Raw genomic sequence first — 24,061 nt, forward strand, 5'->3', positions numbered from 1 at the left:
ATGACAGTTAAAGCATGGCTGGATCAATGGGATTTGGCGTTGCCGTCAGAGGCACAGCAGACCTGCCGTTTGCGCGTTGGCGACGGGCCTGAGTTGTTGCTCGAGCGCACACCCGGCGGCTGGTTGATTGCATTGCGTCTGGGCGCGCTGCCGAGGACGCTGCTGCAGGGTGTGGTCCTGCAATTGTTGCAGGTCAACAGCCCGTTCTCGCTGCTTGCTCCGGTGCGGATGACGGCAGACATTGCAGGTGATCTGGTGCTGTGGGTCGAAGCGCTTGACGGGCAGGCAGACGTTGAGCAGTTGAACACCTGGTACGGCAAATTGCTGCAAGGTCATACCTTGTTCAGCTCATTGACCGAGCCAGGAGCGACGCTGACCGATGAGCCTTTGCGAGGCGGCGTATTTGTCTGAGCTGACTGTTTGAACGACACCGGGCCTTTGCTGGCCCGGTATCATTTCAAGGTGGCGTCAACTCAGTGCGCAATGTCGGCAGCGACGTGGCGGTTGCGTTGCAGGTAGATGAAAAATACAGCGGTCAGTACCGTCAGCACACCGACCAGCGCGCCAGTCCACGGCAGATCCGCCAGATCCGCGCCGCTGGCCACCACCAGTCCGCCGATCCATGCACCGGCCGCGTTGCCGAGGTTGAAAGCGCTCTGGTTCAGCGTCGAGCCAAGATTCGGCGCTTCATGGGCCTGATCGATGATCAGCAGTTGCAGGATCGGGCACAGCGCGAAAGCAAAAATTCCCCACAGCACCAGGGTGATCGCTGCCGGCACCACCGAGCGGCTGGTCTGGCTGAATGCCGCGAGAATTACCACCACCGCCAAGGCCACGCCCACCAGTGATGGCAGCAGACGGCTGTCGGCCAGGCGTCCACCGAGCATGCTGCCGCCGGTCAGGCCAACACCGAACAACAGCAGCATCACCGTCACACCGTGCGGGCTGACCCCCGTTATGTCCTGCAGGATAGGCGCGATGTAGGTGAACACACTGAACAGACTGGTCGACGCCAACACACTCATGCCCAGAGCCAACAGCACATTGACCTTGCCCAGCACCTTGAACTCGCTGGCCAGGTTGGCCTTGTCCATCGGGATGTGTTTGGGCAGCCACAGCCACTGCGCGAGTGCCGCGATGACGCCGATCACCGAGACCGCCCAGAACGTCGAGCGCCAACCGGCGTACTGGCCGAGCGCGGTGCCCAGTGGTACGCCGAGGACGTTGGCCAGGGTCAGGCCGGTGAACATCATGGCAATCGCCTGTGCGCGTTTGTTTGGTGCGACCAGTCCGGCAGCCACCACCGAACCGATGCCGAAGAATGCACCGTGGCACAGCGCCGTGACCACCCGCGCGGCCATCAGCGTCGCGTAGTTCGGTGCGAGAGCGCAGAGTACGTTGCCGAGGATGAACATCAGCGTCATCCCCAGCAGCGTGGCTTTGCGCGGCATGTTCGCCGTGCCGATCGCCAGGATCGGGGCACCGAACACCACGCCCAAGGCATAACCGGTGATCAGCAGGCCGGCATGCGGAATGCTCACGGCGAGATCGCGGGCGACATCGGGCAGCAGGCCCATGATGACGAATTCAGTGGTGCCGATGCCGAACGCGGCAACGGCAAGTGCAAGCAAGGCGAGTGGCATGCGCAAGGTCTCTGTCGGTAGTCTTGACGCTGTGATCAGGCATACGCAGGCCAACGACCGGTCTCGGGGAGAGAGCGGGGCAGGCAGTCATTATTGGAATTTTTCTGTGCGCAACTGAGTGCGGCGTGGTCGCTTGCAGTATAAACAGCTGCTGACACATCGCGAATCAATAATCTGACTATTCGACGACTCCCTGTAGGAGCTGCCGAAGGCTGCGATCTTTTGATTTTGTTTTTTACCGGCAAGATCAAAAGATCGCAGCCTGTGGCAGCTCCTACAGGGGCTAATAAAAATAAGGAGTGTGTTTGTGCTGGCGACGGGTTTGGTGTTGGTGGCGGCGCTGTTGCATGCGGCGTGGAATACCCTGATCAAGTTCAGCGCCGAACGGCTGCTGGTGGTGGCGTGCATGGACACCGTGGCGCTGTTGTTCGTCGCCATTGCGCTGCCCTTCGTGAACTTGCCGCCGATGGAAATCTGGCCGTGGATACTCGCTTCGGCAGCCTTTGAGTTGCTCTACCGCTATCTGCTGATTCAGGCGTATCGGGTCGGCGACCTGGGGCTGGTCTATCCATTGATGCGCGGTTTGTCGCCGCTGGTGGTGTTGGCGCTGACCCTGATCTTTGCCGGCGAAGTACTGACCACTCAGCAGATCTTCGGGATCATGCTGATTCCCTTCGGCATGGCCTGCCTGCTCTGGCAGGGCGGTGGCGGCAAGCATCTGCCGTGGTCGATGTTGCCGGTGGTCGCGCTGATCGGGCTGTGCATCGGTTGCTACACCTACATCGACGGTCAGGCGTTGCGGCGCTGGTCGCACCCGCTGGACTATCTGGTCTGGGTCACGCTGCTCAGTGCCTGGCCGTTTCCGCTGCTCGCATGGGTGGCCAAGCGTCCGGCGTTTCTGCAGTTCTGGCGTGAGCAATGGAAGCTGGGGCTGGCGGTCGGATTCTGCGTGTTGTTCAGCTACGCTCTGGTGCTGTGGGCAATGCAGTTGGGCTCGATTGCGGAAGCGGCGGCATTGCGCGAGATCAGCGTGATTCTGGTGGTGCTGTTTGGTATGCGCTATCTCAAAGAACCTTTCGGCCGGCCGCGGCTCTTAGCCTGTGGGCTGGTGCTGATCGGCATGCTGGTGATGAAGTTCTAACCGCTCGCGAATTCTATAACTCGAAAAAAGGACGGCGTTATGACGGTGGCTCTGTGGTGTGTATTGATCGCGATTTTCCTGCCGTATGTGTGCACAGGTGTCGCCAAGGCGGTGGGTGGTTACAGGCTGAGTGACAATCACGATCCGCGCGATTTTCTGGAAAGTCTTAACGGTGTGGCTCGGCGCGCGCATGCGGCGCAACTGAACAGCTTTGAAGTGATGCCGGCGTTTGCCGCTGCGGTGATAGTTGCGCATCTGGTGGGGACGGCGCAGTTGGTGACAGTGAATGTGCTGGCGGTGCTGTTCATCACCAGTCGCCTGCTTTACATCATTTGCTATCTGGCGGACTGGGCGATCATGCGGTCGCTGGTGTGGTTTGTCGGGATGGGGTTGATTGCTGCGTTCTTCTTTGTGTCTGTTTGATTATTGATATTACTGCTGGCCTCATCGCGAGCAGGCTCACTCCTACAGGGGACGCATTCCAAATGCAGGAGTGAGCCTGCTCGCGATGGCTTTTTAACTGCCGCCGCTAATCTGCCGAGTTACTTCTTCTCCGTGTCGGCAACCTGCGGCACTTGCGGCAATGCCGCGCCTTTGGGCCAGAGCATCCAGATCTGTCCCTGCTGTTTCATGTCCCCGGCCAATTGCCCGGCCGCGTCGCCGGTGCCCCAGAACAGATCCGCACGAACCTCGCCGGCAATCGCGCCGCCAGTGTCTTGCGCCGCCACCGGGCGCACCAGTGCCGTACCGTCCGGGCGGGTAGTCGACAGCCACAACAGACTGCCCAACGGAATCACCTTGCGGTCCACCGCGGCGCTATAACCGGCCGTGAGCGGCACGTTCAGCGAACCGCGAGGGCCTTCATTGCTGTCCGGGTTGCGAGTGAAGAACACATAACTCGGGTTGCTGCCGAGCAGTTCCGGGATCCGCGCCGGATTGGCTTTGGCCCAGTTGCTGATGGCGTTCATGGTCACGTCTTCTTTCTTCAGTTCGCCTTGCTCGACCAGCCAGCGGCCGATCGGGCGATACGGGTGACCGTTCTGGTCGGCGTAGGCGATGCGCAGTTGCTTGCCGTCCTGCGTCTGAATACGCCCGGAACCCTGGATCTGCAGGAATTGCAGGTTCATCGGATCGGTCAGGTAGGCAACCACCGGTGCTTTCACGCCTTTCGACTCAATGGTCGCTGCATCGTCGTAAGGTTTCAGCACGCGACCTTCAAGGCGACCGCGCAGGCGCTTGCCTTTCAACTCGGGATATATGCTGTCCAGCGAGACGATGATCATGTCTTCGGGGACGCCGTACACCGGTACGTTCGCCACATCGGTGGGCGTCAGGCTGCCGGGGTACACCGGTTCGTAATAACCGGTGATCAGACCGTTGGGGTTGTCGTTTTCAGCGCGCAGCCCGTAGACGTCGAGATTTTGTTTGAGGAACGCACGAATCTCGCCAGCACTTTGTGGCACGTTGGCCGCTGCTGCACAGGTTGTACCCCAGACCGGGTCGGCCTTGAGTCGGGTACACGCACTGCGCCACGAGCCGAAGCCAGCGACCAGATCACTGTCTGATACCGCCGGCAGTGCTTCCCAGGTTGCGCTGGAATAAGTCGCCAACGCATGGGTTTTCGGCTTGGCGCTGTCGCCTCCGGTGCAGCCGGCGAGAATCGCCAGCAGGGGCAGGGTTGCGATCAGTGGGTGACGCCAGGCCTTGAAACGGCTGTTCATGGAGTGATTCCTGTGCCGGTTGCCCGAGTGCTCCATGCGCTCGAACAACCCGTATTTTTAATAGGGCTATTGGTGTTTGGCGGTGACGCGGGGATACTGGCCGCCGAATTCCGTGACCTGAAGCCACCATGACTCTTAAACGAATTGCTGTTGTATTGCTGGCCTGTCTGACCTTGTCCGCCTGTGGCGGTGTCGATCCGAACTCTCCGCTGGGACAACGCAAGGCGATCTTCAAACAGATGCTCAAGACCGGTGAGGATCTGGGTGGCATGTTGCGTGGACGCATTCCGTTCGACGGGCCGAAGTTTGCTGAAGGTGCGGTGAAGCTTGATGCGTTGTCTCATGAACCGTGGAAGCATTTCCCGCAGGTTCGCGAAGAAGATCACACCAGCGCCAAGGACGATGTCTGGCAGAAACAGGCGCAGTTTCAGGAAATGGCCCGCACCCTTGAAGCGGCCACCGGTGAATTGGTGATCGCCAGCAAGGTTCAACCGTACAAGGCCAGCAACCTCGGGCCTGCGGTGCAGAAAGTTGAAGATGCCTGCAGCGCTTGCCATAAACAGTTTCGGGATCATTGACTGGGACTGCCGTGACCGCTGAGATATTCAGGAATGCTCAGCAACTGTGGCGAGGGAGCTTGCTCCCGCTGGGTTGCGCCGCAGCCCCGAAACCATTCAACCGAGTTGTTTCAGGCGGACTCGGTTGGCCGGATTTACGACGGCTGCGCCGCCGGGCGGGAGCAAGCTCCCTCGCCACAGGGTTCTTCACCTGGCCACACTTTCAGTGCTGCTGATTATTTGTCGATTTCGTCCAGCGCTTCCTGCAATTCCTTGCGCGATTCGGCGAGTTTGTCTTTGCGTTTGTTGATCTTCTCGGGATCGCCTTTCTTCATGGCTTTATCGAGATCAGCCTGGCGTTTGCTGACTTCGTGCTTGGCATCAAGCACCTTGTTTTCACGCTCTTTCTTCAGGCCAGCGTCGGTGCAGTTCTTCGTCACTTCATCCAGTGCCGTTTGCAGGCCGGCCTGCTGATCGGTGTTGCCACGGGATTTGGCCTGTTCGATCTGGTTCATGATGCCCTGCTTCTTGGCAGCGCAACCGGTGAGGCCCGGAGCGTCCTCGGCAGCCATCACGGGTGCGGCCATGACGCCGCAAAGAGTGAGCAGGGCGAGCGGTGTGAGAAATTTCATAAAAGCTCCATGTGCAAAGGCAATCAGGTCGGTCGGGCACTGCGCTGTTGGAGCGCCTCGGCGGCCGTTGGGTTCCCGGCGCACCGGGATTGCATGTTCAGAAGCCGTCGATACCGGCGGCGTGTAAGGTTTGACTCAAGGCCAGCACCTGCGGGTCGCGAAAAAATGCGCTCAATTGCGCCGCGCGACCGGGGCCGATGCCGGCTTCTGCCTGCCATTGTTCGGTGTCACGTTGTGCCAGTGCCTGCCACGACTCAGCCAGTCTTGCCCCACCTGTTGGTGGCAAGCCCAGTGCCTTGAGCCACTGTGCGAATGGTCTTTGGCGGGCGCTGCGAAAACTGTAGATCAGGCGCTCACTGCTGCGGTCGCCGAAGCCGGCAATGTTAGCAAGCTCTGGCGCGTCGAGGGTCAACCAATCCAGCAGGTTGTTCAGGCGGCCTGTTTCGAGAAGTTTCTCCCAGGTGCCACGACCGACATGTTGCATCGCCAGTCCGTGTTTGCCACTGAGCCAGGTCAGGCGCGCGAGAAACTGGCTTTCGCAGCCGGGCGTCGGCTGCAAGCAGCTCAAGGCATGGAAGTCGCTGGCGCTGGGGATATTGATGTCCGCGCGTTCAGTGGCGCGCAACACAACGCCGTCGAGTCGCGGAATCGTCAGCCCCGCCAGACTGATCGCCACCTGATCACCGGGACGGATGTCCAGTTCCACCCAACGCTTCAGCGAACCCGTGCTGACCCGTTTGATCTGGCGGTCATCAAGCATTACCGGTGTCAGTTCCAGCACCGGGGTAATGCGCCCGGTGCGCCCGACCTTGAAATTGACTTTGCGCACGTCGGCCAGCGCCTGGGCGAACGGATACTTCCAGGCGATGGCCCAGTAGGGCGCGCGAGCCTTCCAGCGTTCGGCGGCCGGGCGCTGGCTCTGGCGCAAAACTACACCATCGCTGGCGAACGGCAGGGGCGAGCGATACCAGTGATCACGCCATTTCTGCGCATCGGCGAAGTCAGTGACGGGGTGGCTGTAAGGCTCGGTGGCGGGGAAGCCCAGTGCCGCCAAGGTCGATAACCTTGCAGGCAAGTCCGCAGGGCCTTGCGGCCAGTCCCAGACAAACAGACCGATGTCGCTGGCGTGTTGGTCATTCAGGGATTTGCGTCCCATCAGTCCAGCCACCGTGGCGCGGGCGTTGACGCTGCCGGAGCGGGCCTGCACATGCTCGTTCAGACGCCAATACAACTCGCCTTGCACCAGCAGATCCACGGGTTGCGTCAGTCGTTGCGGAATCGCTTTGATCTTGTGCGCCGATGCCGTCCAGTCGTGTCCGTTGACCCCGTCGCCGCGACTGATTGCCTGTTGCAGAACGCCAGCGTGATAAATCAGTGTCACCGCGACGCCATCGACTTTGGGTTGTACCCAGACATCCTTGCGGCCTCGAAGCCAGGCTTGCACAGCCTCGGCTTTATGCAGCTTATCGAGGCCGGTGTGAGCGATGGGATGTGTCACGGAACCAGAGGTCGAGCGTAAAGGTTCGATTGCCGAGGGCAAATCAAAGCACCTTTGCCATTCACTTAGTCGCAGGCGCGACTGGTCGTAGAGTTCGTCGGCAACCAGCGAGCGGCCTTCGCGGTGATAGGCATCGTCCCACTGACGGATCTGGTGTTGCAGGGCGGTGATTTCGCGTTGAGCCTGGGCGGCAGGCCAGCTCGGGCATTGGGCGGCGTGGGCAGTCAGGCTGATGAAACCGAGTAGAACCAAAAAATAAAAGCGCATTGTGAGCGTCCTTGCTCATGGGGAACCCTGAAGGCTAGTCAGGATTTCGAGCGAGGCCGGTTGGTTGTTTTTCCGGGTGTTGCGGGACATTAAAATCAAAAGATCGCAGTCCATGAAAAAGCCCCGCATGGCGCGAACCGTGCGGGGCTTTTTGTACCTCCGGGGAAAGCTTACAGGCCGGCAGCAGAACGCAGAGCGTCGGCGCGGTCGGTTTTTTCCCAGGTGAAGGTGGTGAAGGTGTCTTCGCCAACAGTCTTGGTCTCTGGAGCGCGACCGAAGTGGCCGTACGCTGCAGTTTCCTGGTACATCGGGTGCAGCAGGTCGAGCATGGTGGTGATTGCGTATGGACGCAGGTCGAACACTTCGCGGACCAGTTTGATGATTTTGTCATCGCTGATCTTGCCGGTGCCGAACGTGTTCAGCGAGATCGAAGTAGGCTGGGCCACACCGATCGCGTAGGACACCTGAATCTCGCAACGCTCGGCCAGACCGGCCGCGACGATGTTCTTGGCAACATAACGGCCAGCGTAGGCAGCCGAACGGTCAACCTTCGATGGATCCTTGCCGGAGAACGCGCCACCGCCGTGACGGGCCATGCCGCCGTAGCTGTCGACGATGATCTTGCGACCGGTCAAACCGCAGTCACCTACCGGGCCGCCAATGATGAACTGGCCAGTCGGGTTGATGTGGAACTGGGTGTCTTTGCTCAGCAGTTCGGCAGGCAGTACGTGCTTGACGATCAGCTCCATCACGCCTTCGCGCAGGTCTTTGTACGACACTTCAGGGTTGTGCTGGGTCGACAGAACCACGGCGTCGATACCGACAACCTTGCCGCCTTCGTAACGGCAAGTCACTTGCGACTTGGCGTCCGGACGCAGCCAAGGCAGCAGACCCGATTTACGGGCTTCGGCCTGGCGCTGCACTAGCTGGTGCGAGAAGGTGATCGGGGCTGGCATCAGTACTTCAGTTTCGTTGCTGGCGTAGCCGAACATCAGGCCCTGGTCGCCGGCGCCCTGATCTTCAGGCTTGGCACGGTCAACACCCTGGTTGATGTCAGGGGACTGCTTGCCGATGATGTTCATCACGCCGCAGGTCGCGCCGTCGAAGCCGACTTCGGAGCTGGTGTAGCCGATGTCGCAGATGACGTCACGAACGATCTGCTCCAGATCGACCCAGGCGCTGGTGGTCACTTCACCGGCAACAATGGCCACGCCGGTCTTGACCAGGGTTTCCACGGCAACGCGTGCGTGTTTGTCCTGGGCAATAATGGCGTCCAGCACCGCATCGGAAATCTGGTCGGCGATTTTGTCCGGATGTCCTTCAGACACGGACTCGGAGGTGAAGAGGGAGTATTCGCTCATCTCGATGTTTTCCTGAATTTACCGATGGTGAGTGTCGCCAGCCGGTCGCTGAAAGTGGCGAACCTGGATCTGGAAACCATTACGTAAGCCTACATAGAGGCTTTCCCCGGGAACGAGTCCCGCAGCGGTGGCCCAACGGGCCAAATCGTCCTGTTCAAACCCCAACCACAGATCACCGCAGGCCTCCCTGGCCCAACTCTGGTTGTGGCTACATAACTCTGTCACGAGCAGGCTACCGCCCGGTTGCAGCAGGTCGGCCATGTGCTTGAGCGCTTCGGCCGGCGCGGCGAAATGGTGCAACACCATATTCAGTACAACGCAATCGGCCTGAAGGCTGGTGCCGTTTAATGCATCGGCCAATTGCAGGCTGACGTTAGCCAGTTGTTCACGCTCACATACCTGACGCGCCAGTTCGAGCATCGCCGGGCTGTTGTCCAGCGCGGTTACGGTGCCAAAACGATGCGCCAGTTCCGGCAGAAAAGCACCATCGCCGGGGCCGACTTCAATGGCCGTGGCAGCACCATTGAAATTCAGTTTGTCGAGCAGGGCCAGCACGCTTTCACGGTACTGCGGCAGGCCGGCAATCAGGTCTTGCTGGGCGCGAAATTTTTCCGCGACCCGGGCGAAAAAGTCCTGGCTGGCGGCGGCGCGCTGGGCGTGAACCTGAGCGATTCGCGCCTGGACGTCTTCCGGGAGCGCCAGATTGTCGACTTCTTCTAACAGTGCAGCGTGTAGCTTGCCACCCAGAAGTTCGGTGTGGGGCAGGGCGCGACGATAGAAAATCGCGTTGCCTTCGCGGCGGGTCGCCACCAGATCGGCTTGCGCCAGGACTTTCAGGTGATGACTCATGCCGGACTGGCCAATACCAAAAATCTGCGCCAGTTCCAGCACGCCAAACGAATCGTTGGCCAGCGCGCGCAGTACATTCAGCCGCAGCGGATCACCGCCGGCCTTGCACAGGGCCGCCAGCTCGTCGCAATCGTCATGGCGAATGGAAGGCACGCGTAAGTTCATGGGGCAGCAGTCTAGAGACGGGGGTAAATCACCGCAAGGCCAATATCAAAAAGTTTTGATATTGCTCGATAAATGGCACTTCTCACGAATCGGTTAACTCTACAAACGAACAGCGGAAAGGTTTCACCAACCGAAACCGCCGTTAACCATGGGAAAAACGCCCCCGGATGAGTATCTATCATTGCCCCAAGGCGCTCGGGTGAGGGAAAATGCCCTCCTTTTTTCCGTTTCAATCTATTCACACCCAGGAGATCAGCGATGCCTAGCCGTCGTGAGCGTGCCAACGCCATTCGTGCCCTCAGCATGGATGCCGTGCAAAAAGCCAACAGCGGCCATCCCGGTGCCCCTATGGGTATGGCAGATATCGCCGAAGTGCTTTGGCGCGACTACCTCAAGCACAACCCGAGCAATCCATCGTTCGCCGACCGTGACCGCTTCGTGCTGTCCAACGGCCATGGCTCGATGCTGATCTACTCGCTGCTGCACCTGACCGGTTACGACCTGTCGATTGACGACATCAAGCAGTTCCGTCAACTGCACAGCCGTACCCCGGGTCACCCGGAATTCGGTTACACCCCGGGCGTCGAAACCACCACCGGCCCACTGGGTCAGGGTCTGGCCAACGCCGTGGGCTTCGCCCTGGCGGAAAAAGTGCTGGGCGCGCAGTTCAACCGTCCTGGCCACAACATCGTCGACCACCACACCTACGTGTTCCTCGGTGATGGCTGCATGATGGAAGGCATTTCCCACGAAGTCGCTTCCCTGGCCGGCACCCTGGGTCTGGGCAAGCTGATCGCTTTCTACGATGACAACGGTATCTCCATCGATGGCGAAGTCGAAGGCTGGTTCACCGATGACACGCCGAAGCGTTTCGAAGCCTACAACTGGCAAGTGATCCGCAACGTTGACGGTCATGACCCGGAAGAGATCAAGACTGCCATCGAAACCGCGCGCAAGAGCCCGCTGCCGACACTGATCTGCTGCAAGACCACCATCGGTTTCGGTTCGCCGAACAAGCAAGGCAAAGAAGACTGCCACGGCGCCCCGTTGGGTGACGCGGAAATCGCTCTGACCCGCAAGGCGCTGAACTGGAATTACGGCCCGTTCGAAATCCCGGCCGACATCTATGCCGAGTGGGATGCCAAAGAAGCTGGCCGCGCTGTTGAAGCCGAGTGGGATCAGCGTTTCGCTGCCTACTCCGCCGCGTTCCCGACCGAAGCCAACGAACTGGTGCGTCGTCTGAGCGGTGAGTTGCCGGCGGACTTCTCCGAAAAAGCCTCGGCCTACATCGCTGAAGTCGCGGCCAAAGGCGAAACCATCGCCAGCCGTAAAGCCAGCCAGAACACCCTGAACGCGTTCGGCCCGCTGCTGCCGGAACTGCTTGGCGGCTCCGCTGACCTCGCCGGTTCCAACCTGACCCTGTGGAAAGGTTGCAAAGGCGTCAGCGCTGAAGATGCCAGCGGCAACTACATGTACTACGGCGTGCGTGAATTCGGCATGACCGCGATCATGAACGGCGTGACCCTGCACGGCGGTCTGGTGCCTTACGGCGCGACCTTCCTGATGTTCATGGAATATGCGCGCAACGCAGTGCGCATGTCCGCGCTGATGAAGAAGCAGGTGATCCACGTCTACACCCACGACTCCATCGGTCTGGGCGAAGACGGCCCGACGCACCAGCCGGTCGAGCAACTGACCAGCCTGCGCACCACCCCGAACCTCGACACCTGGCGTCCAGCCGATGCCGTTGAATCGGCAGTGGCCTGGAAAAACGCTCTGGAGCGCAAGGACGGCCCGTCGGCGCTGATCTTCTCGCGTCAGAACCTGCAGCACCAGGAACGTGATGCCGGCCAGATCGCCGACATCAGCCGTGGCGGTTACGTGCTGAAGGACTGCGCAGGCGAGCCTGAGCTGATCCTGATCTCGACCGGTTCCGAAGTCGGCCTGGCTGTTCAGGCTTACGACAAACTGACCGAGCAGGGCCGCAAGGTGCGTGTGGTTTCGATGCCTTGCACCAGCGTGTTCGATGCTCAGGACGCCGGCTACAAGCAAGCCGTGCTGCCGTTGCAGGTTGGCGCGCGTATCGCCATCGAAGCGGCTCACGCCGACTTCTGGTTCAAGTATGTGGGTCTGGAAGGTCGCGTGATCGGCATGACCACCTACGGCGAATCGGCTCCGGCTTCGGCACTGTTCGAAGAGTTCGGCTTCACCCTGGAAAACATCCTGGGTCAGGCTGAAGAACTGCTGGAAGACTAAGTCCGGCAGGTGCGTCGTCCGGGATGACGCCTTCGCGAGCAGGCTCACTCCTACAGGGTTTTACGTTGCCCATGTAGGAGTGAGCCTGCTCGCGATAGCGTCGGTCCAAATAATAAAGAGCTGCATGATTCACCACGGTAATCGAGAACCCCATGCCTCAACCGCGTCCCTACAAAGTTGCACTCAACGGCTACGGCCGGATTGGTCGTTGCGTCTTGCGTGCGTTGTTTGAGCGAGGCGAAAAAGCCGGGTTTGAAATTGTCGCGATCAACGATCTGGCCGACATGGCCAGCATCGAATACCTGACACGCTTCGACTCCACCCACGGCCGCTTTCCCGGCGAGGTGAGGGTTGAAGGCGATTGTCTGCATATTAATGGCGACTGCGTGAAGGTCCTGCGCAGTGCCACCCCCGAAGGCATCGATTGGGCGTCGCTGGGCGTCGATCTGGTGCTTGAGTGCTCCGGTGCCTATAACACCCGTGAAGATGGCCAGCGTTTCCTCGACGCCGGCGCGCCACGCGTGTTGTTCTCGCAGCCAATGGCCAGCGAGGCGGATGTCGACGCCACCATCGTTTACGGCGTCAATCAGGATTGCCTGACTGGCGACGAGTTGCTGGTGTCCAACGCCTCCTGCACCACCAATTGTGGCGTGCCGCTGTTGCGTTTGCTGGATAAGGCGATCGGCCTCGATTACGTGTCGATCACCACGATTCACTCGGCGATGAATGATCAGCCGGTAATCGACGCCTATCATCACGAAGACCTGCGCCGCACGCGTTCGGCGTTTCAGTCGGTGATCCCGGTGTCCACCGGTCTGGCGCGCGGTATCGAGCGTCTGCTGCCGGAACTTGCCGGGCGAATTCAGGCCAAAGCCGTACGTGTGCCGACGGTCAACGTGTCGTGCCTCGACATCACGATGCAGACCGCCACGGCGACCGACGCCAATGAGGTCAACCGGATCCTGCGCGAGGCCGCCACCAGCGGCCCGCTCAAAGGCCTGCTGGCTTACACCGAGTTGCCGCACGCAAGCTGTGATTTCAACCATGACCCACATTCGGCCATCGTCGATGCCAGTCAGACCCGTGTTTCCGGCCCCAAACTGGTGAACATCCTGGCCTGGTTCGACAACGAATGGGGTTTTGCCAACCGAATGCTGGACGTTGCAGAACACTATCTGCAAACAGCAACTTCAAAAAAACCGTAGGAAGTGCGACCCATGACCGTGTTGAAGATGTCCGACCTCGATCTGCAAGGTAAGCGCGTATTGATCCGCGAAGACCTCAACGTCCCAGTCAAGGACGGTGTTGTCACCAGCGATGCGCGTATCCTGGCTTCGCTGCCGACCATCAAGCTGGCCCTGGAGAAAGGTGCGGCCGTGATGGTCTGCTCGCACCTTGGCCGTCCGACCGAAGGCGAATTCTCCGCCGAGAACAGCCTCAAGCCTGTCGCCGACTACCTGAGCAAGGCCCTGGGCCGCGAAGTGCCGCTGGTTGCCGATTACCTCGGCGGCGTTGACGTCAAGGCCGGCGACATTGTGCTGTTCGAAAACGTACGCTTCAATAAAGGTGAGAAAAAGAACGCTGACGAACTGGCCCAGCAATACGCCGCCCTGTGCGACGTGTTCGTGATGGACGCATTCGGCACCGCTCACCGCGCCGAAGGTTCGACGCATGGTGTCGCCAAGTTCGCCAAAGTCGCCGCTGCTGGTCCGCTGCTGGCCGCTGAACTGGATGCACTGGGCAAAGCCCTGGGCGCGCCGGCGCAACCAATGGCTGCGATCGTTGCCGGTTCCAAGGTCTCGACCAAACTCGACGTGCTGAACAGCCTGAGCCAGATCTGCGATCAACTGATCGTCGGCGGCGGCATCGCCAACACCTTCCTCGCCGCTGCCGGTCACCCGGTCGGCAAGTCGCTGTACGAGCCGGACCTGCTCGACACTGCACGCGCCATCGCCGCCAAGGTCAGCGTGCCGCTGCCAGTCGACGTCGTGGTTGCCAAGGAATTCGCTGAAACTGCTGAAGCCACCGTCAAGCTCATCGCTGACGTTGCCGCTGACGACATGATTCTGGACATCGGCCCGCAGACCGCCGCGAACTTCGCCGAACTGCTGAAATCGTCGAAAACCATTCTGTGGAACGGTCCGGTCGGCGTGTTCGAATTCGACCAGTTCGGCAACGGCACAAAAGTGCTGGCCCAGGCCATCGCTGAAAGCTCGGCGTTCTCCATCGCTGGCGGTGGCGACACCCTGGCGGCCATCGATAAATATGGCGTGGCTGAGCAAATCTCCTACATTTCCACCGGCGGTGGCGCGTTCCTCGAATTCGTCGAGGGCAAAGTGCTGCCAGCCGTAGAAGTCCTGGAAAGCCGGGCCAAGGCCTGAGGCCGCCCGTTTGGCCAGGCAAAGGAGTGGTCACATGGTCAAGTCGTTAGCACTGTTGTTGCTGACCGGTACGCTGGCAGCCTGCGGGAGTAACCCGAAGGCCGAAGCGACGCCGGCACCCAGCGAGTCGCAGAAGGGCTGTTATCAGGCCGACTGGCAGGCCGAAACCAACCCGGTGCTGAACAAGCGTTCCGGGCCGGACGGCCTGGACAAATACGAGACGCAAACCCCGGCCAAGGAACATGGTTGTCCTTGACGGGTCTGATTCTTTAACTCAGGGCTGGCGGCGTGCGTCGTCAGCCGAGGAACACGGATGAAAGGCTTGATCGCCATTGCGGCGTTGGCATTGTTGGGCGGTTGCGCGCAGTTGAACCTGTTTCAGTCGTCTGCACCTGTGGATAACTGGACCACCTGGACCTGCGACAGCCAGGCCAAAGTGCTATGGCGCTACGCCGATGCCGGCCAGAAGGAAGTCGATGTTCGACTGGGCGGCGGCGATCAGGTCTATCGCCTGAAAGAAGAGCCGGGTGCCTCGGGCACGCTGTACAGCGATGGCATGCTGGCGTTTCACGTCAAGGGTGACGAAGGCCTTGTGTACTGGGTTGCCACCAATGACTTGATCGGCCGCGGTTGCAAAGCGCAGTAATTGACACACCGCAAGCCCATTGTAGGAGCGAGCCTGCTCGCGATAGCGGCCTGACAGTCGCTGCAATATTGACTGCAAGATTGCTATCGCGAGCAGGCGAAGGCCTACAGGGGTTCTGCGCAGTTCTGAAGAATTTGCTTTATCGAATCACCAGACCGGGCCTCGACCCCCGATCTGCAATCACTTGAATAGCCGCCGCCGCTCCGGCAGGCTGGCACGATTAACGACCCAAACCGGGAGAGACACACACAATGGCACTTATCAGCATGCGCCAGATGTTGGACCACGCAGCCGAATTCGGCTACGGCGTTCCAGCCTTCAACGTCAACAACCTTGAGCAGATGCGCGCCATCATGGAAGCCGCTGACAAGACTGACTCCCCGGTGATCGTCCAGGCTTCGGCCGGCGCCCGTAAATACGCCGGCGCGCCTTTCCTGCGTCACCTGATACTGGCTGCAATCGAAGAATTCCCGCACATCCCGGTGTGCATGCACCAGGACCACGGCACCAGCCCTGACGTTTGCCAGCGCTCGATCCAACTGGGCTTCAGCTCGGTGATGATGGACGGCTCCCTCGGCGAAGACGGCAAGACCCCGACCGACTACGAATACAACGTCCGCGTTACTCAACAAACCGTGGCCATGGCGCACGCCTGCGGCGTTTCGGTTGAAGGCGAGCTGGGCTGCCTGGGTTCGCTGGAAACCGGCATGGCCGGTGAAGAAGACGGCATCGGCGCTGAAGGCGTTCTGGATCACAGCCAGATGCTGACCGACCCGGAAGAAGCCGCTGACTTCGTCAAGAAGACTCAGGTTGATGCCCTGGCCATCGCCATCGGCACCAGCCACGGCGCCTACAAGTTCACCAAGCCACCGACCGGCGACGTGCTGGCGATCGACCGCATCAAGGAAATCCACAAGCGCATCCCGAACACCCACCTGGTGATGCACGGTTCCTCGTCGGTTCCGCAAGAGTGGCTGGCGATCATCAACCAGTACGGCGGCGACATCAAAGAAACCTACGGCGTGCCAGTTGAAGAAATCGTCGAAGGCATCAAGTACGGCGTGCGCAAGGTCAACATCGACACCGACCTGCGTCTGGCCTCCACCGGTGCGATGCGTCGCCTGATGGCCACCAACCCGAGCGAATTCGACCCACGTAAATTCTTCGGCGCGACTGTTACCGCGATGCGCGACGTTTGTATCGCTCGTTATGAAGCGTTCGGCACTGCCGGTAATGCTTCGAAGATCAAGCCGATCTCGCTGGAAGCGATGTTCCAGCGTTATCTGAAAGGTGAGTTGAACGCCAAGGTTAACTAAGTCTTCGCGTTAAGCTGCTGATTCAAAAAACCCGCCGTGAGGCGGGTTTTTTATAACTCCGGTACAACGCTGAGTGTTACTTTTGTAAATTTACAGGCGCACTATAAGGTGAGTATGTATTGAGATCATTTTTAACTACATAGGACTGGGCCTGAACTGTAACCCACTGATCAGTATTCGAGAGGTCCACGTCGATAGCCCATTGCCCATCGGGGCCTGCGATTCCTTGTCCATATTGCACGCCGGTATTGGCTTGGATAATTCTGACCGACTGATTTGGTTCTGCTGTCCCCCACAACCGGGGAGTTGGGCCACATCCGGTACCACCTTTTCCATGGATGAGTGGTGTTTGTGCCATGTCATGTACTCCTTGAAGGTTATCTAAAAATTGTTGAAGCGCCGCTAAGAAGATGGTGGCGCTTGTACACGATAATGAAAGGAGTTCTTGCTCTTGTGACCTGTCAGATATGACAGTTTTATATATTCTTTCGCGTTATTTTCTTATTTTTTATTCCAGTCCTGTATATAGGAAAAAAAGGCGGATTAATTTTTTGGTCGTGTCCACTTGGAGGGAGACGGTTTTTTTTGTGGACGACTATTCCTTCAGTTCAACGTGATCCAGTGCCTGATTCACCGCCAATTCACCGAGCATCACGACCTGCGCGATGCCCAGCGCTGTCTTGCGGTGCGAGGTACCGAGCATGGCGGCGAAGTTGTTGAGCATTTCGCTGGCTGAGCCCAGGGTTTCGCTGGCGTTGGCCAGCAGGGACTCGGTGTTGTACTTCGGGTTGGCGAGGTACATGGGTTCGGGTTTGTTGGTGCTGGCCATGATGCAGGCGGCGGGATTGAGGTAATGGTCGAGGGCGCGTTCGGCGGCGTCGTTGAGTTTTTTGGAATTGGGGGATTCGTACGGGGAGGCCGGGTCGGTGACCGGCGGATGCGGCGTTGATTTGATCATAAGCTGAAAACTCCTGATGGAGCCGCTTCGCCTCCTCTACTAAAAGAAGGGTGGCAGCTGTGCGCAGGTTAGTAGACCGGGGAGTTATTCAGCATTAACCGGCGCGCCGAGGCGCCCTGCACACAGCCACCATCAAGTCAGTAGCAATAACCGACCGATGCGCTTGGCACATAACTGAAAAACACCACGGGCTACTAAACCCGATCACTGGAAATCAGTGACGCGAACCAAGTTACCGATGGCCCTCCAGGCGCACAAGCCGGCGGATTCTGGCGTACCCGTAGGCAACGACGCAAGCTGTTGTAGGCTTCCGGAAATAACCGCCTACAGATCTAAACAACACCGTTTAAATGTAGGAGCTGCCGAAGGCTGCGATCTTTTGATCTTGCTTTCTATTCTGTAAAACAAAGTCAAAAGATCGCAGCCTGCAGCAGCGCCTACAGAGGCGATTTGGCGTCGATGTTCTCGCGTGTGAACTGAAGGAATAATCCTGTGCGAAGCGGTTTTGTTGCACTTGATTGAAGGGGTTTCGCTTGTGGGTGCGGCGGCTTTTGCTTCAGGTAATAACCGGTCAGGGAGTGCCGCCCATACTGTAAAACCCGCGTGCGGATGACGCTAAGGGTTGGAGAGCCTTGAAGGCTGTCGATTTCTCCCTGCCAACTGTCGATGACGGCAGCGCGTTGGGTGGTGAACCGGACGTCAATGTAGGTGTTGTCTCGCTGGGAACAGGTTCCAGTAACGGGATAACTCTGACCACCTTCCTCCCAGATACCGCCGATCTGCCCGCTCTGTTCGACGAAATGAGAGAGGGTGATGCAGAAGCTGTTGTCGTCGTTGCAGAACTTTCCGAGCGGGTTATTCATGGGGTGGGTCCAGGATCAATGGTCTTGGCCCACGCTATCGATATTCGTTGAGAGCGCCAACTGTCAGGTCTGACAGGTTTTTATACCGATTTTGCTGGCTTCCACGGTTTTTAAATCCACAAACTGTAGGAGCTGCCGGAGGCTGCGATCTTTTGATTCTGCTTCTGATTCTGAAAAAAAAAAGTCAAAGGATCGCAGCCTGCGGCAGCTCCTACACGAGGGTGGTTTATTTGTCGTGATCGATGTCGAGTTTGCTGAAGGTGACCTGGCCACCTTCGCTGGTGTACCCGGTGTTGTCCTGCACATACACCCCGGCCTTGAAATACAGCGGCTTGTTGCGCCAGGTGGCGCTGATCTGTGAATCCCACTGATAACCCGCGGCACTGATACCCAGCGCGCCGCCGGGGCTCAAGTGGATGAGGTAGTTGAATTCGTTGTCCAGTTTGATGCCCGTGGCGAGGGTGATGACGCGGCTTTCGTCGTCATCGGGGTGCATGCGCACTTTGATCACCAGGTTGCCGGTTTCGGTTTTGGTCTTGTACTGGTACTCAAGTTTGACCAGCGGTTTTTGGCTTTCATAGGCGTGGATCTGGCCGATGACGATCTTGCCGGAGCTCGGCACTTTGTTGACCGTGAGGGTCGCGCGCAACAGGTTGTCGGCGTCCGGGTAATACCAGTTACGCAGCGTGCCGTTGCTGAAGGTTTCGCGCAGTTCGGTGCGCGGGTAGATGGCGTTTTCGGTTTTTGACCCGGTAACCGGTGACCAGAAGAACAAGGTGCCGGTGTCGGAATGGAAGTACTGATCCTTGAAGCCATTCACCAGTTTTGAGGTTTCGACGGTGTAGGGTGGGCTGCCAACGGGAACGCTGAGGTTCCAGGTTGCGAGATCGATCATGTCGGTTCTTCCACTCAAGTTTCACTGCACGCACGTGCCAGAAGCTCTAGCCCGCGTGTTTTGGGGCGGCCTTTATAAGCGTAGAGGGAATTTTTGTTAACCGCCGTCCGGCGGACGTTTGGCGTCAACATCCTGTCGAAATGCCATCTTTGCCGGTTTCCGGGGGCTTCCAGCGTGACCGTTAGTCGGCTAGACCTGACATTGGTTAAATGATGGCCTGATGACAGCTTCTGCTTTTGCGGATCCGCGACTAGAGTGAAGGCTCAGTATGTGTACGGTTTTTACCGGAACCGGCCTGAAGTCCCGACAAGAGAAGCAGCATGGAATGCGTGCAACCCCCGCCAAGTGAAGGCAGCTCTGTCCTTTTGATCGTTGATGATTATCCTGAAAACCTGATCAGCATGCGCGCGTTGCTGCAGCGTCAGGATTGGCAGGTCATGACTGCTGCCTCTGGTTTCGAGGCGCTCAATCTTTTGCTCGAACACGACGTCGATCTGGTGCTGCTGGACGTGCAGATGCCGGGGATGGACGGCTTTGAAGTCGCGCGCCTGATGCGCGGCAGCCAGCGCACGCGCCTCACGCCGATTATTTTCCTTACCGCCAACGAGCAATCCCAGGACGCCGTAATCAAGGGTTATGCCAGTGGGGCGGTGGATTACCTGTTCAAACCCTTCGATCCGCAGATTCTCAAACCGAAAGTGCAGGCGTTGCTGGAGCATCAGCGCAATCGCCGAGCCTTGCAGCGCTTGACCCATGATCTGGAATTGGCGCGCGCCTTCAATGCTTCCGTGTTGGATAACGCGGCCGAGGGAATTCTGGTGGTGGCTGCGGACGGTTTGATCCGCTTTGCCAATCCGGCCATTTCGCGCCTGCTCAATGCGCCGGTGAAGGAGTTGGAAGGTAAGGAATTTCTCGATTATCTGCAGAAACCACACATCCCGCTGTGGGCCGAATCCGAGTTTTACGCAAGCTTCAAGCGCGCTGAAACCCTGAGACTTCACGATGCCTTATTGCGCACCGCGCCCGGCCAGCAGGTGCCGGTGGCCTTGTCCTGCGCGGCGCTGCCCACTGAACAACAGGCGATGGTGGTGACGGTTCTCGACATGTCGGTGGTGCGCCACTTGCACCAACAACTCGAGTTTCAAGCTGTGACCGATCCCTTGACCGGGTTGCTCAACCGTCGCGGTTTCTACCAGACCGTGGAGAACCTGCTGCTGCGCGGTGAACGCAGCGACAGCAGTTGGGTGTTGTTGTATCTGGATCTCGACGGTTTTAAACGGGTCAATGACTCTCTTGGCCACGATGCCGGCGACCGTGTATTGCGTTGGGTGTCCGAGCAGTTGAAGGCGTGTCTGCGGCCGTTCGACATTCTTGCGCGCATGGGTGGCGATGAATTCACCGCGTTGCTGGATCTGGAGTTTCCCGAGCAAGCGGCGAAGATTGCCGAGAAGCTCATAGAACGGGTGTCGATCTGTCAGCAGATCGAGGGGCTGGATATCGCCCTCGGCGCCAGTATCGGCATCGCGACGTATCCGGATTGCGGTTCGAACCTCGACGGATTGCTGCGCGCCTCGGACATCGCCATGTACGAGGCCAAGCGCGCCGGACGTCAGCAATATCGGTTTTACGATCACGAAATGAATGGCCGGGCGCGCTCGCGTCTGATGCTCGAGGAGAGCGTGCGCACGGCCATCGAAAACCGCGATTTCAATCTGGTCTATCAACCGCAAGTGGCCATCGACAGCGGCCAGATTCGTGGCTTTGAGGCTCTGTTGCGCTGGCAGCACCCAAGCGTTGGCGATGTTCCGCCGGGCCTGTTTTTGCCGTTGCTGGAGGAGGCGCGATTGATCAGCCGGCTCGGCAGCTGGATTTATCATCGCGGTGCCGGTCAGCGCAAAGCCTGGGAAACCTTGTTTGCCGAAGATCTGGTGCTCGGTGTGAGTTTGAGCAACACCCAGTTCAGCCTGCCGAATCTGGTCACCGAGTTGCGCCAGGTCATGGAGCGGCACTCTTTGCAGCCGCGGCAGCTTGAAGTCGAGGTCACCGAAGAAGCGCTGATGCAAAACCCCGACGAAACCCGCAAACAACTGCGTTTGCTGCGCAACCTCGGGGTGAGAGTGGCGCTGGACGACTTCGGCTCCGGGCCGTGTTCACTGACGCACCTGCGTGATCTGGAGCTCGATACGCTGAAACTCGATCGCCATCTGATCGCCCGGTTGCCGGACTCTGAAAGGGACGCTTCGCTGGTGAGCACGGTGATCAATCTGTGCAAGCAATACGGTTTGCTGGTGATTGCCGAAGGTGTCGAAACCATCGAGCAATACCAATGGCTGCAAGCGCATGGTTGCGAGTACGTGCAAGGCTTCCTCGTCGCGCGACCACTGATCGCCGAGGAGGCTGCAAGCTTCGCCGAGCCGTTCGACTGGAGCGCGTTGCCCGGTTGAATTCGCTACACTGGCGCACCTTTTTTTAAGCGTGTCGCTCGTCCATGACTGTGTTGAAGTACCTTCAGGCCTATCCCGCGCAACTTCAGGATCAGGTGCGCCAACTGATCGCCGACGGGCGTCTGGGTGAATACCTGGATCAACGTTATTCGGGGCGCCACGATGTGCAGAGCGACAAGGCGCTGTACATCTACGCGCTGGATCTCAAACAGGAATATCTGCGCAACGCCCCGGCCATCGACAAAGTACTGTTCGACAACCGCCTCGACCTGACTCACCGTGCCCTCGGTTTGCACACCACGGTTTCACGGGTGCAGGGCGGCAAGCTCAAGGCCAAGAAAGAGATTCGTATTGCCTCGCTGTTCAAGGAGGCCGCGCCTGACTTTCTGAAAATGATCGTCGTGCATGAACTGGCGCATTTCAAAGAGTCGGATCACAACAAGGCGTTTTATAAATTGTGCGAGCACATGCTGCCGGGGTATCACCAGGTCGAGTTTGATCTGCGGGTGTACCTGACGTGGCGGGATATGCAGGCTTAACAGTACGCAACAAGGAAGGTGTGATGGACGTCAGCAAGACCAAAAGCAGCTTTTACCGCCGCCTGTACGTGGCGTACCTGATCGACAGCGGTCTGGCGCCGAGTGTGCCGGCGCTGACCGAAGTAACCGGCATGCCCCGGCGCACGGCGCAGGATACGATTGCGGCGTTGGCGGATCTGGATATCGTCTGCGAGTTCGAGCAGGAAGAGGGCGCGCGCAATCATGCCGGGCGCTATCGGATTCGCGAGTGGGGGGCGATTGATCGGGGGTGGATCGAGCGTAATCTGCGGCAGATCAAGGCTGTGCTGGAATATCCCTGAGTTCAGCGGTGACCGAGCTGATGCCATCGCGAGCAGGCTCACTCCTACAATTGACCGAGTTCCTCCCGACGGAGTGCGATAAATTGTAGGAGTGAACCTGCTCGCGATGAGGGCCTTAAGGGCGGCGCATCCCGATGTGCGGAATGCCGTCCTCCACATACTCTTCGCCCGCCACCACAAACCCGTACTTGCCGTAATACCCCTGCAAATGCGCCTGCGCCGACAGATAGATCGACACCTGTGGCCAATGTTTCTCGGCCTGTTTCAGCGCCTGCTCCATCATTTCGTGGCCCAGCCCCTTGCCGCGCCCTTGCGGTGCGGTGATCACGCGGCCGATCACTACGTCGCCGCCCTGGGATTCCGGATCCAGCAGGCGCAGATACGCCATCAACTGATCATCCTCCCAACCCATCAAGTGGTGGGTATCGCCTTCAAGATCCTGGCCGTCGAGGTCCGGGTAAACGCATTTCTGCTCGACCACGAACACTTCCGAACGCAGTTTCAGCAGCGCATACAACTGTTCTTTGCCCAAATCACTGTGATGTTTGCAAACCCATTCGATTGTCATTTTCCGATTCCTTGAAAGCGTCGCCCGATACTAAGCGCAGCGGCCGAAGAAGTCTGTATGGCGTAAGAGTCTGTGACAAAGGTCAAAATGCCATCATTCCTTTCTCGCGACAGTGTCTTCTTTGTGTAATCTGCTGGAGAGCGCTGTGCACTGGCTTCAATGAGCTAATGTTAGGGCCTGGGTTTTGCCGGTAAGGGGCCTTGGGGTTTTGACTGAAAAACACGCCGGGCAACCCGCCCGCTAAGGATTTTCAAGCATGCCGCGATTGCATCGAGCCTTTGCTTTGATCGGATTGCTCTTGCTGGGTCAGAACGCTGCAGCGGAGAAGCTGCGGCTGGTGTTTGATATCTGGCCGCCCTTTACCGACGACACGTTGGTCAATGGCGGCCTGGCAACCGACATCGTCAGCACCGCGCTGGCCCGAGCCGGCTATGCCAGCGGTTATGAACAAGTGCCGTGGGCGCGGGCGTTACTGGGTGTCGGCGAAGGGCGTTATGACGTGCTGGTCAATGCCTGGTACAACGACGAACGCACAAAACTCGGGCAGTTTTCCGCTGAATACCTGCTCAATCGCATTCGCTTTCTCAAGCGCAAAGACACGCCCCTCGAGTACAGCAACTTGCAGCAACTGCACACCTATCCGATTGCGGTGGTGCGTGGCTACGCGTATTCATCGCCGTTCGATGCGGACACGGCGTTGCAAAAAGTCCCTGTGCATAACTTCGCGATGGCGGTGCGCATGCTCGCGGCGGATCGGGTCAAGCTGACGCTGGAAGATGAATTCGTCGCGAAGTACTACTTGGCGCGGGAGTCCGCCAAGGTGCGCAATGCCGTGGAGTTCTTGCCCAAGCCTTTGAGCGAGAACAGCTTGCACATCTTGGTGAGCCTGAAGAATCCGCAGCATGATCAGATCGTTGCGGGGTTTGACCGAGCGATTGCGGCGATGAAGGCGGATGGCAGTTATGACCGATTACTGAGACAGCATGGGATGTGAGGGCTGATCCAGAATTTTCTGTGTGGCTGATGACGCTATCGCGAGCA

General features: G+C 58.8%; 25 protein-coding genes. 14 read left to right on the forward strand and 11 right to left on the reverse strand.

Annotated features, from left to right (window positions below; all coding sequences use genetic code 11):
- On the forward strand, positions 1–411 hold the full coding sequence (locus JFT86_RS08970) for a CesT family type III secretion system chaperone (RefSeq protein WP_201231570.1): 411 nt from the start codon (positions 1–3) through the stop codon (positions 409–411).
- A gap of 62 nt (positions 412–473) precedes the next feature.
- Here JFT86_RS08970 and JFT86_RS08975 read toward each other — a convergent pair whose 3' ends face one another.
- Positions 474–1,643 (reverse strand): MFS transporter, encoded by a 1,170-nt coding sequence (locus JFT86_RS08975; RefSeq protein ID WP_201231569.1) that lies wholly within the window; start codon positions 1,641–1,643, stop codon positions 474–476.
- Between the two features lie 307 nt (positions 1,644–1,950).
- Between JFT86_RS08975 and JFT86_RS08980 the strand changes: the two genes are divergently transcribed.
- Both JFT86_RS08980 and JFT86_RS08985 read left to right on the forward strand, forming a co-directional pair.
- A complete protein-coding gene (locus JFT86_RS08980; protein ID WP_201236476.1) occupies positions 1,951–2,784 on the forward strand; it encodes an EamA family transporter in 834 nt (277 codons plus the stop codon).
- A gap of 39 nt (positions 2,785–2,823) precedes the next feature.
- Positions 2,824–3,207, forward strand: coding sequence for an MAPEG family protein (locus JFT86_RS08985; protein WP_201236477.1), 384 nt, complete (start codon positions 2,824–2,826; stop codon positions 3,205–3,207).
- A 119-nt stretch (positions 3,208–3,326) separates the two neighbouring features.
- On the opposite strand, the gene JFT86_RS08990 is transcribed toward JFT86_RS08985, so the two are convergent.
- The gene (locus JFT86_RS08990) at positions 3,327–4,505 is read right to left on the reverse strand and encodes an MltA domain-containing protein (protein ID WP_201236478.1); all 1,179 of its coding nucleotides are present in this window, start codon (positions 4,503–4,505) and stop codon (positions 3,327–3,329) included.
- Between the two features lie 128 nt (positions 4,506–4,633).
- Between JFT86_RS08990 and JFT86_RS08995 the strand changes: the two genes are divergently transcribed.
- Positions 4,634–5,083, forward strand: coding sequence for a cytochrome c (locus JFT86_RS08995; RefSeq protein WP_103304271.1), 450 nt, complete (start codon positions 4,634–4,636; stop codon positions 5,081–5,083).
- Between the two features lie 215 nt (positions 5,084–5,298).
- Here the strand turns inward: JFT86_RS08995 and JFT86_RS09000 are convergent, their stop codons facing one another.
- From JFT86_RS09000 to JFT86_RS09015, 4 genes are all read right to left on the reverse strand, one after another.
- Positions 5,299–5,694 carry a DUF1090 domain-containing protein gene (locus JFT86_RS09000; protein WP_201236479.1) on the reverse strand — a complete coding sequence of 132 codons (396 nt, stop codon included), beginning with the start codon at positions 5,692–5,694 and terminating at the stop codon, positions 5,299–5,301.
- Between the two features lie 97 nt (positions 5,695–5,791).
- Positions 5,792–7,459 carry an NAD-dependent DNA ligase LigB gene (ligB, locus tag JFT86_RS09005; protein ID WP_201236480.1) on the reverse strand — a complete coding sequence of 556 codons (1,668 nt, stop codon included), beginning with the start codon at positions 7,457–7,459 and terminating at the stop codon, positions 5,792–5,794.
- A 170-nt stretch (positions 7,460–7,629) separates the two neighbouring features.
- Positions 7,630–8,820 carry a methionine adenosyltransferase gene (gene metK, locus JFT86_RS09010; RefSeq protein WP_095049497.1) on the reverse strand — a complete coding sequence of 397 codons (1,191 nt, stop codon included), beginning with the start codon at positions 8,818–8,820 and terminating at the stop codon, positions 7,630–7,632.
- Between the two features lie 18 nt (positions 8,821–8,838).
- A complete protein-coding gene (locus JFT86_RS09015) occupies positions 8,839–9,834 on the reverse strand; it encodes a metalloregulator ArsR/SmtB family transcription factor (RefSeq protein ID WP_201236481.1) in 996 nt (331 codons plus the stop codon).
- Between the two features lie 258 nt (positions 9,835–10,092).
- On the opposite strand from JFT86_RS09015, the gene tkt reads away from it, so the two are divergent.
- The 6 genes from tkt to fba all read left to right on the forward strand — a co-directional run bounded on the left by tkt (position 10,093) and on the right by fba (position 16,433).
- Positions 10,093–12,090, forward strand: a complete 1,998-nt coding sequence (gene tkt / locus JFT86_RS09020) for a transketolase (RefSeq protein WP_201236482.1) — start codon at positions 10,093–10,095, stop codon at positions 12,088–12,090.
- A gap of 152 nt (positions 12,091–12,242) precedes the next feature.
- Positions 12,243–13,295 (forward strand): erythrose-4-phosphate dehydrogenase, encoded by a 1,053-nt coding sequence (gene epd, locus JFT86_RS09025; RefSeq protein WP_093429868.1) that lies wholly within the window; start codon positions 12,243–12,245, stop codon positions 13,293–13,295.
- Positions 13,296–13,307: 12 nt separating this feature from the next.
- Positions 13,308–14,471, forward strand: coding sequence for a phosphoglycerate kinase (locus JFT86_RS09030; RefSeq protein ID WP_007913753.1), 1,164 nt, complete (start codon positions 13,308–13,310; stop codon positions 14,469–14,471).
- Between the two features lie 34 nt (positions 14,472–14,505).
- Positions 14,506–14,727 (forward strand): hypothetical protein, encoded by a 222-nt coding sequence (locus JFT86_RS09035; protein ID WP_007913756.1) that lies wholly within the window; start codon positions 14,506–14,508, stop codon positions 14,725–14,727.
- 57 nt (positions 14,728–14,784) lie between these two features.
- A complete protein-coding gene (locus JFT86_RS09040) occupies positions 14,785–15,117 on the forward strand; it encodes an MliC family protein (protein WP_056786480.1) in 333 nt (110 codons plus the stop codon).
- Between the two features lie 251 nt (positions 15,118–15,368).
- The gene (fba, locus tag JFT86_RS09045; protein WP_003229012.1) at positions 15,369–16,433 is read left to right on the forward strand and encodes a class II fructose-bisphosphate aldolase; all 1,065 of its coding nucleotides are present in this window, start codon (positions 15,369–15,371) and stop codon (positions 16,431–16,433) included.
- 76 nt (positions 16,434–16,509) lie between these two features.
- Here the strand turns inward: fba and JFT86_RS09050 are convergent, their stop codons facing one another.
- The 4 genes from JFT86_RS09050 to JFT86_RS09065 all read right to left on the reverse strand — a co-directional run bounded on the left by JFT86_RS09050 (position 16,510) and on the right by JFT86_RS09065 (position 19,149).
- A complete protein-coding gene (locus tag JFT86_RS09050) occupies positions 16,510–16,791 on the reverse strand; it encodes a hypothetical protein (RefSeq protein ID WP_201231561.1) in 282 nt (93 codons plus the stop codon).
- A gap of 237 nt (positions 16,792–17,028) precedes the next feature.
- Positions 17,029–17,391: a DUF6124 family protein gene (locus JFT86_RS09055; RefSeq protein ID WP_201236483.1), complete on the reverse strand. Its 363-nt coding sequence runs from the start codon at positions 17,389–17,391 to the stop codon at positions 17,029–17,031.
- Positions 17,392–17,828: 437 nt separating this feature from the next.
- Positions 17,829–18,254, reverse strand: coding sequence for a hypothetical protein (locus JFT86_RS09060; RefSeq protein WP_201231559.1), 426 nt, complete (start codon positions 18,252–18,254; stop codon positions 17,829–17,831).
- Positions 18,255–18,480: 226 nt separating this feature from the next.
- Positions 18,481–19,149, reverse strand: coding sequence for a polysaccharide lyase family 7 protein (locus JFT86_RS09065; protein ID WP_201236484.1), 669 nt, complete (start codon positions 19,147–19,149; stop codon positions 18,481–18,483).
- A gap of 320 nt (positions 19,150–19,469) precedes the next feature.
- On the opposite strand from JFT86_RS09065, the gene JFT86_RS09070 reads away from it, so the two are divergent.
- From JFT86_RS09070 to JFT86_RS09080, 3 genes are read left to right on the forward strand one after another with little or no spacing between them, the layout of a single operon-like run.
- Positions 19,470–21,593: an EAL domain-containing protein gene (locus JFT86_RS09070; RefSeq protein WP_201236485.1), complete on the forward strand. Its 2,124-nt coding sequence runs from the start codon at positions 19,470–19,472 to the stop codon at positions 21,591–21,593.
- 44 nt (positions 21,594–21,637) lie between these two features.
- Positions 21,638–22,132: a M48 family metallopeptidase gene (locus tag JFT86_RS09075; RefSeq protein WP_201236486.1), complete on the forward strand. Its 495-nt coding sequence runs from the start codon at positions 21,638–21,640 to the stop codon at positions 22,130–22,132.
- A 23-nt stretch (positions 22,133–22,155) separates the two neighbouring features.
- Positions 22,156–22,452 carry a winged helix-turn-helix domain-containing protein gene (locus tag JFT86_RS09080; RefSeq protein ID WP_003229005.1) on the forward strand — a complete coding sequence of 99 codons (297 nt, stop codon included), beginning with the start codon at positions 22,156–22,158 and terminating at the stop codon, positions 22,450–22,452.
- Between the two features lie 115 nt (positions 22,453–22,567).
- Here JFT86_RS09080 and JFT86_RS09085 read toward each other — a convergent pair whose 3' ends face one another.
- Entirely contained in the window at positions 22,568–23,020 is a 453-nt protein-coding gene (locus tag JFT86_RS09085) for a GNAT family N-acetyltransferase (RefSeq protein WP_201236487.1), read from the reverse strand.
- 256 nt (positions 23,021–23,276) lie between these two features.
- Here JFT86_RS09085 and JFT86_RS09090 point away from each other — a divergent pair, with 256 nt between their 5' ends.
- Positions 23,277–24,014, forward strand: coding sequence for a transporter substrate-binding domain-containing protein (locus JFT86_RS09090; RefSeq protein WP_201236488.1), 738 nt, complete (start codon positions 23,277–23,279; stop codon positions 24,012–24,014).
- Positions 24,015–24,061: the final 47 nt, after the last annotated feature.

This window comes from Pseudomonas sp. TH06, assembly GCF_016651305.1.
Classification (GTDB): Bacteria; Pseudomonadota; Gammaproteobacteria; order Pseudomonadales; family Pseudomonadaceae; genus Aquipseudomonas.